Genomic DNA, 14,433 nt, shown 5'->3' with positions numbered 1-14,433 from the left:
CTAATGATTAAATCTGATCAATCAAATTTCCTATTTTATCATTGATCATTTTAATTATTCTATCAGAAAAAACGATCGTTTTTTCTGATAGAAAAATATATATTTATTTGACATTTTTTTTAAATAAAAATATATCAGTTTAAATCTAAATTGATATTTTTACTGAACATGACAAAATTTTACGCTTACTTGCGTGTTTCTCGTGATGGACAAGATACAGAAAATCAAAAATTTGGCTTGTTAGAATATGCTAACAAACATGGCTTTGCCCCACTTCACATTGAAGAGGAAATTGCAAGCAGAGGAAAAGATTGGCGTAAGCGTAAGCTTGGTGCTTTAATTGAAAAAGCAGAACGAGGAGATGTATTATTAACTCCTGAATTTTCTCGTATAGCTGGTTCTTCTCTTGCTGTCCTAGAAATTCTCAAAGCCGCTAGTGAACGTGGCTTAATTTTTCACGTGACAAAACAAAATCTTATCATGGACGGTAGTTTACAAAGTGATATCATCGCAACTGTATTAGGTATGGTAGCGCAGATTGAGAGACATTTAATTCAAACACGTACAAAAGAAGCGTTAAGTGTTGCTCGTCAACGTGGTATAAAACTAGGACGCCCAAAAGGAAGTACTGCTACGCAATTAAAGCTGGACAATCACATTGATGAAATTCAAGCCTTTATAAATGTTGGTTTATCACAGAACCGTATTGCTAAGACATTAGGAGTTAGTGTGAATACCTTGCGCTTATTTATTAAACGCAAAAATATCAAGCCTACAAAAATTAAGCCACTCATTACCATGCCAAGAGCATTGGAAAATTAAGGTAAGCTAAGCTGAAAAAATATCTGTTTGCATATCGGAATATATACCTAATTATACATAATTAATAAATATATGTTATTTATTCAGTGTTTATTTAGTAAATAAGGAATTTTATTAGGTTCCCGTTTTTCTTTAACAGGTTTATTGCTAATTTATCAAGCAAAACAAATGTATCATGCCTAGCCAATTACCTTCATAAAATATAATTTCAGCGGATATCTTCTCGTGCCAAGTTTTTACTCCCATCATTTTCTTTGATAAGAAGGATTATTTGTTAAAATGATAAATTGCTAGGATATATTGGCAGTTACAGGTGATTTACGTCCTTAGAATTAGAAGGATATCCTTCTCTTTTTACAATAAAGAAAGCATTAATAGTCTTTTATTATCCATACGTTGATTTTCTTTACTTTTATCCCCATAGCTCTTTCTTTGGTTTACTTATTCTACCAGATGACCACACCATAGCATTGTCGATATCTTGAGATAACATGGTTGGTCCATCTAAATCAATTAGATCACCTTTTTGTGCTAGCCACCAACATGGTGCTGCGGAAAGTGAAGTGCCAAGCATACAACCTATGAGAACTTGCAGCCCATTAGCCTTTGCTATCTGAATGGCGTTCAAAGCGGCCGTAACACCCCCAATTTTGTCAAGTTTTATATTAATCATATCGTAATATTTTAAAGCTATGTCGAAATGATTGACATTTAAAAAACTCTCATCGGCACAGATCAATACTGATCCGCGTTTAACTTGCAAGAGCAGGTCCTCATTACCGAAAGGAACAGGCTGCTCTAAAACTTTGACGCTATTATTGTTAAGCTCGTACAGCCATTCGCTTAAAGACACCTTTAAACTGCCGTTTGCATCAACAATTAATTGAGTATTTGGAAAGATATCTTTTAGTTTAGAAATTACACTGGTAGAGGTGGAATTATCAACCTTTAACTTGATGATTGGAAGTTGTTTATCGGTGAAATAATCTAATTCTTTATTATTTTGCAGAATTCCAATAGTTTGGGCTGTACAGATTTCTTTGGAAGTTTCTATACCAAGAAGTTTATTTACAGGGGTCTGGAGAATTTTACATTCTAAATCTATTAGAGCACAATCGACAGCATTTCGTGCAGGACCTGGGTACATAACTTCTAAGAGAGCTATCCGATTTATTCCGCATAATAACAGTTTTCGCACGGCTTCAATTTCAGCTTGAACACTTTCAAGATTATGACCACTTACAGAATAGGGATTACATTCGCCTCTACCAATTATTCCTTTATGTTCAAGTATTACTGTTAAAGTAAGTACGTCATAGTGCACTTCTCCTGCTATACGAAAAGGGTAAGTTAAAGATCGGGTAATGGTTTCTATGTATATGTTAGTGATTTTAATTGTATTTAAGTAAGTCATAAAACTTTTCCTTTTAAAAAATCCTCAACTCTAATTAGTTGCCTTTTTCCAGAAAGAAATGTATTTAACTTATCTGTTACAGAGATAGAAATCTGCATTTCCACATAATGAAATAGTGAGGAGAAGCGAGTTATGAATTCTTTTACATACCGATTGTCTAAGCCTTTAGAAAGGTCAATAGGCTTTATGTAAAGGATTGCCTTATCTTGAGCAACTTGAACAATTTGATATGCTAGTACATTTGATTTATAGTCGACTAGAGTTTCATCACAAAGTCCCAGGATTACATCTGCTGGTACAAAATTGTTAGATCCGTCCAGTAAATGTTCATCTTCTCTCCCCCTAAAGGATTGAATCATCCGAAAAGTAGATCCACAAGTACAATTTTCTGACGATGAGAAACGCACCAAATCACCTTGGTCATATCTTACAAAGGGCATGGCTTTATTACCAAAAGATGTTCCCACGAGTTTTCCATATCCGTCCTTACCAACATTGATGAGTTCGAAGTAACCACTGTCCTCTACTAAGTGATACTGGCGGCAGTTACATTCATATGCAATTAATGACATTTCTTCAGAGGAATATTCATCTAGTACTGGAATCCCCAGTTTTTTAGATAAGTTAACTCGCTCTTCTAAACTACTACGCTCTGAATTTGTACCAATCGCTTCGATGCCAATGCTCTCTAAGTTAAGTCCTGTGCTAGCAAGCCTTTGTAAATAGCTTGGAAGAGAAAGCAATAATGCAGGTTTTAGCTCACGTAGATGTGTTTCAACAACTTTTGTAGGTGCATCTTGGGAAACAGTAACATATTTATAATCTCCCAAGAGAGAAGTAAAACGTTCTGCTACAAAATAAATGCCATAACGAAGGTCTGTTGCTTTCATTTGGCGGCTCAAAAGTAACTCACAGTGTCGCATATACCGAACGTGTCGAAAGTAAACACTATCGCTGTCTTGATAAATAGTTAAATTTAAACCGCTAGAGCCAGAGGTGCGGGCAGAGTGTAATACCTCTGGTTTTATCGTAGACATACATTGTTTATCAAATTCAGCTTCTACCATCATTTCCTTTGACACGATAGGTAAACATTCAAAGTCTGACCACGTTCGTAAACATCCAACTTCATATCCTGCATTTTGGTATAATTCCCTATAAAATGGTTTTGTTAAATAAACAAAATCAACTAATTCTACTAGTTGCTGAAATTGTATTTGTCGACGAATGGCAGGTGGAATCCGTAGAGCTTTTCGTAAGGTAGCTTTTTCCTTCATCCATTTTTTATACAACTTTTTTTGCGCTTCTACCGTTTCGCGTAAAAAGCGCTTGCTGCGTCTTATATATGGTGCTACTTCTAAATTGATTGTGCACTGTGTTTCTACGTCAAAAACTTTACTAGATTCTTTCATTTTCAAGGCTCTTGCTATCTGGAGATATGAGGCGATGAAGCTTCACGCCTGAATCTTTTTCAAAGAGGGAAATACGTTCATTGCTTATAGAGATAAATTCTTCCATGCTATTAGCTTCTACAATTGAGAAACCTAAACGAACAAAAAAATCTTTAGGAGCTGCAGCTACTTTTTGCCCTGGTTTAACTTCCACGTAATGCTCTTGCAAATTATTACTCAAATCTAGAGACGGAAAATTATTACTCACAGTACCGCCTTCTGTAGGGATAAAAAAGACAATACCAATCCCGCTTGTTACTGTGGTAATAAATTTGTGAGGAATCCCAAGGTAACTCAAGACAAGACTTGTTCCTGTTACACGACGTTGTAGATATGGAATTTTATCCCCACCTAAACGCCCAGCTATTTCAACTGGAATAAGTTGATTATTGGATTGGAAATACTCAAGATGAAATATGCAGTCATGAATATCAAGTGCTCTAACAACCTGGATAAAAAATTCTTTCTCCAAAGGAGAGGGCTTAATTTCTCGTGAACAAAAATGCCCTATTTCTTCAAAAAATGGCAAAGGTGTTTTGAATTTGACCGTTTTTGCTAGAGCAACTGCATTACCATTTTGCACATATCCCTCTATACTATATTCTTGACCTAAAATTACGCTTTCTACTATAAAATTATCTGAATACACATTATTTTTTGTATTAAAGTATTCACGAAGTTCTGCTTTTGAACAGACAAATTGTACACCAATGCTAGAATAGCCCTTCTCTGGCTTAATAACTATTGGAAAATCTATAGATTGTTTTTGTAATGAGGAGGGGGAGCCTACACTATATTTTGGAGACATTATATTTGAATGCGTAAATGCCTCGCGTTGGGCATATTTACTTCTAACTAAATTTGTCTGACAGGGAGAAAGAAAACATATTCCTAACTTAGCAAAGAAATCAGCTGCCCAAGATAAAAGACCTTCAATATAGCAAATGCCTGTTACATTAGACCACAGTTTTGATTTACATAGTAAACGTTCAGCTTCAGATATGGGATCTGCATCAAAGTTGATTTTTATTGATTTACTAATTATCCCTATGTCACTATGCTCATTTACTTCATCGTCCGCCAACCAAATTTCTAAGCCTGCAGCGTGCATTTCTTCTAGAATATAGCCCCTGTATGCAAAAAATCCTTTACCAACGACTAAAATTTTTGTGTTTGATACCAATACCACCCCCTCATGCATTGTAGATATAGAAAGTAAAATTTTATATTAGATCTTGCTACATATTATAATAGCCTGTAAGAGTATATTTTATTAGCTACATGTCAATTGCATATTTATATTTTTTATTGATTTAAATTAAAAAAACTAGACTATTTAATGGGGGATAATATATGGTCAAGATAGATAGTTTTATTTCTAAAACAACTCTTACGGATTATGAGCAGGTAGGATTTTCAATTGAATTAAATTTAGCAGATGGACATGCTTACCAGGAATGTACGGACTGCCAACAAAAAATAGTAAAAAGGATGAGTGAGATATGGCATGCGACAGAGCAGCAGTCTATCTTGGCCGCCGAGAAATCATTTATCCATTGTTATGGTAATTTAATATCTTCTTCTGGATTGAGCGAAGTAGCAGATTCTATGATACTTCCAACAGCGTCAAATTCAATTGATTTGGTGGCATCTTACTTAAATCATAGAAATATGAAAGCTCTTCTTACTTATCCTACCTTTGATAATCTAGCGCTTTTGCTCCATCGGCGTGGTGTACCTATATTCCCGGTTACTGAAAGTGAACTTATTGATCCTATTTACCTAAGAAAAAATCTTTCTAAAGTTGACGCATTATTCCTTGTAAATCCAAATAATCCTACAGGAACTAATTTAAAGGAATATGAATTTATCCATATAGTTGAAGAATGCAAACGAGCTAATAAAATAATCATAATTGATGCTAGTTTTAGACTTTATTATCCTCAAACTTGGGACTCTTATAAGATTCTTAATAAAACAAATTCTTCCTATATTATATTTGAAGATACAGGGAAAGTTTTTCCTACACAAGATATGAAAGCAAGTCTTTTATCATGCTCTGCTGATCATATGTTTATGTTGAGAGAACTTTATAACGAGATTTATCTTTGTGTTTCTAAATTTACTTTAGGCGTTTTATCAGAATTTTTTGCTGAAGCATTTACAGGTGTTAGTCCATTAGTAAATTTTCATGAGATAGTTGCTTTACGGAGAAAATTTCTTCGTAATAAAATTAATGAAAAACATATAGATAACAATGCCAAAAGTAGTTTAATTGGCGTTGAATGGATGAGGATTCCGCAGTTTAGTTTAAACGACTTAGAATTCGTAAGAAAAGTACAAACGTTAGGAGTAGCAGTATTGCCGGGACGTAATTTTTTCTGGGCTAATGTTGGAAGTCCAGAGACTACAAACAATTTCCGGATAAGCCTTATGAAACCGTTGGGTGTATTTCAACAGGGCGTTAGCATTCTTGCTGAATACCTAGAACACAAGGGAGGGGGTGAATGAAAGTTCTAGTTTCTGGTATTGAAGTACCTATAGAAATATTGAATTATGTAAATTCGTGTAATGGGCAGGTTTTAACATTAACAGGCAAAAACTCTAAAAAAGAACTAGACCAAATTTTACCTGACACAAACTTTTATCTTCTTGGTGGGAACGAATATTTAGATTATGAACTTCTTTATAAAGCAACGGAATTGAAGGTCATAGTTGTTTTGGCGGCTGGTGCGAGTTCTTTTGTAGATATAGAAGCAGCAAATGAGCGCGGTATCAAGGTACTTAATACTCCTGGTGCAAATGCACTTGCTGTAGCGGAATTTGCTGTCGCACAAATGCTTGCAACGCGTAGAAATCTTATTGGGTCTGTTTTAAACTCAATGGTACGATGCCGTTCTCAAGAAGTAACAAACTCTCGTATTGGGATATTGGGGTTAGGTGCAATTGGTTATCAAGTAGCATGCATACTTCGGTCAGGCTTTAATTGTGATGTCTCATACACTAGCCGCTCTCGTAAGTTAGACGTAGAAGAAAAGCTTAAAATAACTTATGTTTCTTTAGAAGAACTTTTTAATACAACTTCTACAGTAATTGTTTGTTGCGATCTGAATACACAAACAGAAGGTTTAATAAGCTCTTCGCTTTTTGGAAGAAAAGCTCGTACAATCGTAGGAATATCTGATATACGAGTTTTTGATATTTTAAGTATTATTAATAACTTAAAAGATGGACATCTCGACGCAGTGGCTCTTGATGTGAGTTTAGATCTGTTCTCTTCTTGTCTGCCTTCAAAAATTAATAGAAAAGAATTATCCTATCATGGGCTCTATGTAACACCTCATATAGCGGCTAATTCACATGAAGCTTGGGCACGTATGATTGCCATGGGTACAGATAAATTACTCCAAAGTATGGATAGCAAAGAAAATCATTATGCAAGAAAATATTATAAAGGCCCAGAGACGGCTTAAGGATGAAATTGATCCTAATAATTTAATTTTTCCAGAGGAAGGAGAGTATGAAAATATTCGTTTGGCTTACAATCGTATGCATGATCGACGGCCAATGGCAATTATTCAAACGCTTGATGTAGAAGCTTTACGGACTGTATTAAAAATACGTAGAGAATTGGGTTTGAATCTTGCTGTTCGAGGTAGAGGACACCATATCGGCGGATTCTCTACAATAGATAACGGAATACTGATTGATTTTTCGCCGTTTAGAGGTGTTCAATATAATTGGGCTTCAGATTTAGCAATTATACAACCTGGAGCATGTCTTCAAGACATTGATAGACAACTTGAGGTACACAAACGTTGTATACCTGCAGGCACAGTAAGTGATACAGGTATTACTGGTTTAACGCTTGGAGGGGGCATAGGTTGGTTGGTAGGATCAGCTGGTCTAACGTGCGATTATCTACATAGCGTGCGTATTTTGCTTGAAGGTGGAGAGCTTATTGAGGTAAATGATAAAAGCCACCCTGAACTTATGTCTGTGTGTCGTGGTGGTGGGATGGGCGGATTTGGCTTAATCCTTGAACTCCGCTTTCATACACTTCCATTGCAAAAAATTACCGCTGGCTCTATTTTCTTCTCTCAGAAGGATTGTGTAAGCGTATTAAATAAGCTTAGTAAAAGCCACTCTAAAAAACAATATTCTACCGTTTCAATGGCTCCAGTTCTTCGTAAAATTTATACTGGGGTTGAGCTATCAGTAGACTTGTGTTCTTTTGGCGATGATTTGAGTGAGTTAAATCGTTTGCAATCAATTATAGGAGGCGACTGGTCAAATGTAAAAGAAGTAGCTTATACAGACTGGCAATCGAATTTTGACTCTGATTTTTTACCTCCGATGCGAGGTTATTGGAAATCAGTGCATTTTGGTTCAGTACTTCCAAATTCATTAGTATTAAAAGAAATTTGTGATAAAGCTCCGTCCTCACGTTGCGCAGTCATGATAGAATTTTATAATCAGCGAGTTTTACAATCAAAAGCAATAAACTCATGCTATCCTCTGCGGAATTCAATGGTAGGTGTTTTGGTGTCTGCACGCTGGGAGGAATTGAACCATGATAACCTTTTTATATCTTGGGTAAAACAATCTGCCAACAAGCTTGCTATCTACGGCACTGTTGGGGAATATTCTAATTATTCTAGCGCGAATGAAACACATTTAATTAAAGGGTATTCTATAGACAAGATTAAAATGTTTTATGAATTAGGCCAGAGATATGATCCTCAACAGGTATTTGCACATGGACATAGAAGCCGTATTTATAGAGGAGAATGTCTTAATTGTTAGAGAAAAAATTAGATGTTTTTACTATAGCGCGTATATATTGTCCAACGGCATTTCAGCTTATAGATGTTGATTCTAATTTGTCATTAAATGACTATGCCTTAGTAACCCATAATGCTAGTCAACTAAAATTCGTTGGCTCTTTAGTGCAGGAAGAGCGAAAAATTTTTGCTGAATGCCTATATTCTGAAGTTGAACAACGCTGGGGATCACAACGAGCGCAACGAGCACATGATGAAATTTTACAGAATCCAGTAATCCAAACAGGACCTCATTATCGCTTGATGTTTGATAATGATTTTAGTTCTACAATGGCATTTTCGATTCGTGGACACGAACTTATGGGAAATGTCACCAATATGATGTTTACTTGTTCAACTGTAACTCTAGAAGAACATGCTCGTTGTGGTCCAGCTTGGCTTCGAATAGGTGATACATCCTGTAGAATTTTTGAAATGCCTCGGCGACGATTGGCTAAGAAAAGTGTTAGCGAATACCAAGATGATATTGCTTTATCATCAGAAGTTCAATCTTGGCTGCGTAGGCAGTTTCTGAAAGCAACGTTTCCAGAACATTTACTAAATACTAAAACAGCTATTGTAACGCACATTAATAATCTTAATGAATACGTATTCGAGCAATTTAGGCAGGGGCATAATATTTCTACTATCACATTACGAGAACCATTTTTTGCCATATACGCAATAGAATTATTGGAGCGGCCTAGTTTTATGCGACGTCTTATAGATGATGGACGATTAGTAAAACTGGTTGAATTGCTTAAACTAGAATCACAAGGGCTATGGAAAAATTTCATTCCCACTGCCACAGATCTATTTTGGCTATCGGTTGAGGGACGTGTACGTCCTCTCCAGTTAAGAGATGGTGCTTTATATTCAGATCGTTTTAGAGTGCGTATTGATTTTGAAACTAATTCTATTGTACAAAATCTTCGAACAGGACGATTGGTCCCTAGTTTATTTTTTATATTTTTAAGTGGTTCTTTATTGCCAAGAATTCGTTTTTTAGGAGGAGCATATCAAGTTTTGTATCAAGAAATTTTCCAAAAAATTTTATTGAAAATACTGAAAATGGATGTGCAAGATGAACGAAGGCTAGCAGAGGATATTTTATCAACGATTGTAACTGCTTGGGGGCATAATGTTGTACAAAAAAACGCATGGCATCAAGTCCAAAAAAACAATAAAGGCGCATTGCGCTTCTCTTTTAAGAACTGGGCATCTCCTCTTAGCTTAATGAGTTCTCATTATGCATCTTTTACGCAAGATTTGCGATGGAAAGACTTGACGGAAAAAATCAATACGTTTTGTTTAAAAAATCCAGGATTAATAAGCCCTTCAATATGGAAGGAGCTTTCACAATGTTTGTTGTGATAAAGCAATTGCTCTCTCTTGGTATGCCACTGGCTGTTGGGTTTATATCTCAGATGATGATTTCCTTCACAGATGCAGCACTTGTAGCACATTTAGGTGTTCAAGCCTTGAGTGGTACAATGTTAGCTTTGAGTATGTTTAGTTTTGTTATGCTGTTGGGACTAGGTATTATTACCGCGGTTGCACCAAAACTTGCGGAAAGTTTTCGTAGACAAGATAGATATGCATTGAAGACATGGTTTGATCAAGGAATATGGCTTTCCCTTTTGATTGGAATGATGAGTGCGATCATTTTACTCAACACGAGGAATATTTTGTGTTTTCTCGGCCAAGATGGGACAATTGCCAATATAGCGCAGGAATATAATAGTGGTGCTGCTATAGGGGTGGTGTTTTTTTATCTTTATGTGAATAGCAGGGGATTACTGTCAGCAATTGGTAATCCAAAGCCGTTAACCTGGGTTATGCTTGCGGCTATCCTTGTGAATTTTCTTATCTCTTGGCTGCTTATTTTTGGTATAGGTTCTGCAAGTGGATTAGGTGTCTTTGGTGCAGGAATTGCGAGCAGTTTGATCCGTATTTTAATTGTTATTGCAGCAGCAATAATTTTGTCCCGCAATTCTGCTTTTCATTCTTTTCGCTTTAATTATTTGAGACCAAAGTTAGAGATTTCACGAATAATAAAATTGCTGCGAGTAGGGCTACCCATTGGTATACGTATTCTTATTGCGGAGGGCTTTCCTTCGGTCATTGCATTTATGATTACGGCTTATGGGGATGAATCTTTGGCCGCGCATACGATAGGGATGCGTCTCGATATGCTTATTTCTGTGGTGGCTTTGGGGATTTCCAGCGCAGCCGCGACAATAGCAGCGTGGTATAGAGCAGATAGGAATAATATGGCTCTAAAACAATTGCGTATGAGTGTCACAGTTTTTGCTGTAGCTTATGTTTTGTTTTTATCAGGGATTGTTTATCTCTCTTATGGATTCATCCTTACAACCATCTTTAATATTTCTTCAGAACGCGTTGTTGTTTTCTCTTGGGAGTTGCTTCCGTTTGTCTTATTGTCTTTTGCTTTTGGCACTTTAGGAGCTATGCTCAATGGCATACTTGTGGGCTTGCTTGATACGTTTTGGTCAACAATTGTTGTAGCAATAAGTTATTGGGGGTTAGGCCTATTAGGGGGAGCGCTAATGGCGCATTTTTTTGAATATGGCTTTATAGGTTATTGGTTTGGCATGATTGGTGCCAGCTTAATCGTTTCTCTCTTTAACTATATGCGCGTGGGTTATTTAATAAAACGCAATTCTATTTTGGGGGTATGATGAGTATTATAAGAGTGTCGTAAGCACTTACTGTGAAGGTATAGCTTCACTGATAAAATATAAAACCTACAAAAACTAAGCCAATTATCACTATGCCAAGAGCATAGGAGAATTAAGGCAAGCTATACCAAGTTGATCGCCCTCCTCCATGACGTATTAAAAGATCTTTTTCAACTAATGATGTTAAGCTGGTAAAATATCTGCTTGCATACTGGAATATATACCTAATTATACATAAATAATAAATATTTATTATATATTTACAAAATACGTACTAAATAAATGATATTTATTTAGTGTTTATTTACTAAATAAGAAATATTTTAATGCCTGTAATTACTATGTGTTCAACAAAAGATGGTATTGGAAAATCAACATCAATATCTATAGCTTGTTCTTTTATAGGTATTAGCTTACTCATTAAGAAAGGAGTTTTACTGATTTCCCATTTTTCTTTAACAGGTCGATTGCTAATTTATCAAACGAAACAAAGATTTCACCACCTAACCAATTACCCTCGTAGGATATTATTCCATCTGCAAAATCACCACCAGACTCTAGAATAGCAATCCCTGCTTCAACAGCAGGTCGATTCATTACTACATTACTGGTTGCTAACAGATCTCTTAACATTTCAGTTACATCTTCTTTTGATAGTCTTGCACCTCGGCGAAGTATCCAAACAAGTTCGCATAGACAAGGTAGAGAAATAGCTATGAGAGAAGCTTCTTTTAAAATCTTACTTGCTACCTCCCCTTGCTTTTTATCATCTTGTAAAACAGCACGAGCCAGAACATTTGTATCTACAGAAATCTTCATTTTTTCCCAGCCCAACTAGAAGCTGTAATTTCGTTCATTTCTTCAATGGTTAGAGGTTTTTTTAGTTTTCCAGAAAATCGTCCAATAAAGCTCTCAATAGTGCTTGTAGGCTGTGACGCTTTTATACGAAGTTCACCACCTGGTAACTTATCAAAGTCAATCTTCTCACCTGGTTTAACACCAAGGTGCTGTAGTAAATCCCGCTTTAGCGTAATTTGTCCTTTTGCTGTAACTGTTAATGAAGACATAAAAAATTCCTCTTACTATATAATTATCTAATATATATAAAAGTAATGTAAAAATCAATTACTCACAAGAAACGAAATTGTGAAATAAACTCGTTTGCATACTGGAATGTGCACACCCGATTATACCTGATTTGAAATTAACAAGATATAAATATTTATTACGTATTTTGTACGTAAATAATAAATTATTTACAAAATAAATAATTATTATTTATAATTTTAATAAATACGTAATAAATAAATTGTATTTATTTGGTGTTTATTCATTGAATAAGGAATATCTTAATGCCTGTAATTACTATGTGTTCAACAAAAGGTGGTGTTGGAAAATCCACAATGGCATTAGTATTAGCTAACGTTTTTGCTAAAGCCGGATCTAAGGTGAAATTAATTGATGCAGACCCAAATCAACCACTTGTGACATGGATGAAAAGATCTGTAGATACAATGCCCCAAAATATAGAAGTTTCTGGAAATGTTACAGAACAGAATATTGTTTCTTGCATTGATGATGCTGTAGAACAGTTTCCATTTGTTATTGTTGATCTTGAAGGTTCTGCTAATCTTGCGGCTTCTTTTGCTATAGGGAGAGCGGATTTAGTTTTGGTTCCTATGAGAAAAAAACAACTTGATGGAGATCAGATAGGAAAGATCATTGCTTTAATAAAACAACAGAGTCAGTTTTTTAAAAGAGAAATACCTTTTCGTATCGTATTTTCTATGACTAATACCTTAAACAGTCGCGAAGGACAGCATATAGAAAAAACGTTAGAAAAAGCTAACCTTCCTATTTTGCCTGCTTCATTAACTGAAAGAGGAGCTTTTAGTGCTCTTTTTCAGATAGGGGGGTCTCTCTTTGATTTAGCATCTTCTGATGTGAATAATCCTCAAGCAGCACAAGAAAATGCAACGGTTTTTGCTAACGCTGTTGTGAAGGTATTGGATAATGAAAATTTATTAAAGGACAAAGTAGCATGACAAAAAGAGCTGAAATTGTATTACCGGATCTTCAAAATTTAAAACCGTTTACAAAAGCACAAAAAGTAGATGAACAAGAATTAGGTAAGATAGGTCAAAATAATGGTTTTACGACACGTCATAGTGTAGAAACAAAACGTGGTAGTGGACGTAGAAGACGTAGTTTAAAAACAGCACGATTAACACTTGCACTTGAACCAGAAGTAAGAGACAGTTTTTGGTCTTTAGCAGACGAACTTAATGAAGATGGTGGTGATTTTCTTAATCGTCTTATTGAAAATTACTTAAATAACAATTACACACAAAATAAACGATGATTATTTATTATTTACGTACAAAATACGTAATAAATATTTAAAATCTTCTTATGAAGAGAGAAGATAGCTGTATGTAATATAATTTTAAAAGTATTCATTCTATTCGGAAACCAACCACAAAATTGCTTTCTGTTTTTTAGGTTTTAGTTGTCTAAAACCTCTTAAAAGGCAGTATTCTTTACTGGAAATTCCTTCATCATAAGGGTATGAAATATTTCTTTTTTGTGAAATGTCGGTATAAAAAAAGGAGATATGAACATCTAGTATGTTAGCGATTTCCTGCAAGCGTCCAGCTCCTACACGATTTGAGCCTTTTTCATATTTTTGGATTTGTTGGAAGCTTACTCCTAATTTGTTTCCTAATTCTGTCTGAGAAATTCCCATGAATTTTCTTCTATCGCGAATTTTTTCCCCTACAGAAATATCATTAAAATGTGGAGTTTTGTTTTGCACTTTAAATTCCCCCCTACCGGGTGCGAGCGCCCTCGCATTAGTATTCCGGGAGTTTGAAAGCACTGAACTCGATCAGCCTTTTGCTTTTAGTATTTATAATACTTGGACATAGCAAAAGCCCCCGGAATTCCGGGGATACCATTAAAGTGGTATCGATTTTTGTTTAGCGAGTTTTCAGGCTTTCAAATCCCTATTGACCGTTGCGTAGACGATCAAAATCACATGTCAATTAATAAAGTAATTTCAGAAGATTGGCAAATAAAAATAGTTTTTATTTATAAACTTTATTTTTAATGAAAGGCTATCTGCCTCTCAAACTCTCTGGAACGCTCACCAAAATCATGAGATCAGATCCGCTTTTAATGAGAGGACTAACAAGTCTTGGTTCTTAGTGTCAAGGAGACCA

General features: G+C 35.4%; 14 protein-coding genes. 8 read left to right on the top strand and 6 right to left on the bottom strand.

Going from position 1 to position 14,433, the window contains the following annotated elements; all coding sequences use genetic code 11:
* Positions 1-168 precede the first annotated feature (168 nt).
* Positions 169-822 (top strand): recombinase family protein, encoded by a 654-nt coding sequence (locus tag ACFINU_RS08185; protein WP_156851371.1) that lies wholly within the window; start codon positions 169-171, stop codon positions 820-822.
* A gap of 412 nt (positions 823-1,234) precedes the next feature.
* Here ACFINU_RS08185 and ACFINU_RS08180 read toward each other — a convergent pair whose 3' ends face one another.
* From ACFINU_RS08180 to ACFINU_RS08170, 3 genes are read right to left on the bottom strand one after another with little or no spacing between them, the layout of a single operon-like run.
* Positions 1,235-2,236: an enolase C-terminal domain-like protein gene (locus tag ACFINU_RS08180; protein WP_375618672.1), complete on the bottom strand. Its 1,002-nt coding sequence runs from the start codon at positions 2,234-2,236 to the stop codon at positions 1,235-1,237.
* A complete protein-coding gene (locus tag ACFINU_RS08175) occupies positions 2,233-3,648 on the bottom strand; it encodes a phenylacetate--CoA ligase family protein (protein ID WP_375618673.1) in 1,416 nt (471 codons plus the stop codon). The genes ACFINU_RS08180 and ACFINU_RS08175 overlap by 4 nt, the downstream gene beginning before the upstream one ends.
* Positions 3,635-4,870 (bottom strand): acetyl-CoA carboxylase biotin carboxylase subunit family protein, encoded by a 1,236-nt coding sequence (locus tag ACFINU_RS08170; RefSeq protein WP_375618674.1) that lies wholly within the window; start codon positions 4,868-4,870, stop codon positions 3,635-3,637. The genes ACFINU_RS08175 and ACFINU_RS08170 overlap by 14 nt, the downstream gene beginning before the upstream one ends.
* 170 nt (positions 4,871-5,040) lie before the next feature.
* Here ACFINU_RS08170 and ACFINU_RS08165 point away from each other — a divergent pair, with 170 nt between their 5' ends.
* The 5 genes from ACFINU_RS08165 to ACFINU_RS08145 are packed head-to-tail and all read left to right on the top strand — an operon-like array spanning position 5,041 to position 11,212.
* Positions 5,041-6,198, top strand: coding sequence for an aminotransferase class I/II-fold pyridoxal phosphate-dependent enzyme (locus ACFINU_RS08165; protein ID WP_375618675.1), 1,158 nt, complete (start codon positions 5,041-5,043; stop codon positions 6,196-6,198).
* Complete coding sequence (locus tag ACFINU_RS08160; RefSeq protein ID WP_375618676.1) at positions 6,195-7,160, top strand: NAD(P)-dependent oxidoreductase; 966 nt, start codon at positions 6,195-6,197, stop codon at positions 7,158-7,160. The genes ACFINU_RS08165 and ACFINU_RS08160 overlap by 4 nt, the downstream gene beginning before the upstream one ends.
* Positions 7,123-8,493: an FAD-dependent oxidoreductase gene (locus tag ACFINU_RS08155; protein ID WP_375618677.1), complete on the top strand. Its 1,371-nt coding sequence runs from the start codon at positions 7,123-7,125 to the stop codon at positions 8,491-8,493. The genes ACFINU_RS08160 and ACFINU_RS08155 overlap by 38 nt, the downstream gene beginning before the upstream one ends.
* Positions 8,487-9,884, top strand: a complete 1,398-nt coding sequence (locus ACFINU_RS08150) for a hypothetical protein (protein WP_375618678.1) — start codon at positions 8,487-8,489, stop codon at positions 9,882-9,884. The genes ACFINU_RS08155 and ACFINU_RS08150 overlap by 7 nt, the downstream gene beginning before the upstream one ends.
* A complete protein-coding gene (locus tag ACFINU_RS08145) occupies positions 9,872-11,212 on the top strand; it encodes an MATE family efflux transporter (RefSeq protein ID WP_375618679.1) in 1,341 nt (446 codons plus the stop codon). Before ACFINU_RS08150 ends, ACFINU_RS08145 begins: the two co-directional genes overlap by 13 nt.
* Before the next feature lie 420 nt (positions 11,213-11,632).
* Here the strand turns inward: ACFINU_RS08145 and ACFINU_RS08140 are convergent, their stop codons facing one another.
* Together ACFINU_RS08140 and ACFINU_RS08135 are read right to left on the bottom strand one after the other, a co-directional pair.
* On the bottom strand, positions 11,633-12,031 hold the full coding sequence (locus tag ACFINU_RS08140; RefSeq protein WP_375618680.1) for a type II toxin-antitoxin system VapC family toxin: 399 nt from the start codon (positions 12,029-12,031) through the stop codon (positions 11,633-11,635).
* Positions 12,028-12,279, bottom strand: coding sequence for a hypothetical protein (locus ACFINU_RS08135; RefSeq protein ID WP_004857201.1), 252 nt, complete (start codon positions 12,277-12,279; stop codon positions 12,028-12,030). The genes ACFINU_RS08140 and ACFINU_RS08135 overlap by 4 nt, the downstream gene beginning before the upstream one ends.
* 285 nt (positions 12,280-12,564) lie before the next feature.
* On the opposite strand from ACFINU_RS08135, the gene ACFINU_RS08130 reads away from it, so the two are divergent.
* Both ACFINU_RS08130 and ACFINU_RS08125 read left to right on the top strand, forming a co-directional pair.
* On the top strand, positions 12,565-13,257 hold the full coding sequence (locus tag ACFINU_RS08130) for an AAA family ATPase (protein ID WP_375618681.1): 693 nt from the start codon (positions 12,565-12,567) through the stop codon (positions 13,255-13,257).
* The gene (locus ACFINU_RS08125) at positions 13,254-13,574 is read left to right on the top strand and encodes a hypothetical protein (protein ID WP_375618682.1); all 321 of its coding nucleotides are present in this window, start codon (positions 13,254-13,256) and stop codon (positions 13,572-13,574) included. Before ACFINU_RS08130 ends, ACFINU_RS08125 begins: the two co-directional genes overlap by 4 nt.
* Before the next feature lie 99 nt (positions 13,575-13,673).
* Here ACFINU_RS08125 and ACFINU_RS08120 read toward each other — a convergent pair whose 3' ends face one another.
* Positions 13,674-14,027, bottom strand: a complete 354-nt coding sequence (locus ACFINU_RS08120; protein WP_375628367.1) for a helix-turn-helix domain-containing protein — start codon at positions 14,025-14,027, stop codon at positions 13,674-13,676.
* Positions 14,028-14,433: the final 406 nt, after the last annotated feature.

It is taken from the genome of Bartonella sp. AC130YNZD (assembly GCF_042196865.1).
Lineage (GTDB): Bacteria > Pseudomonadota > Alphaproteobacteria > Rhizobiales > Rhizobiaceae > Bartonella.
Note: the sequence above shows the minus strand (reverse complement) of the source record. Positions and strands in the feature narration are given on the sequence as shown.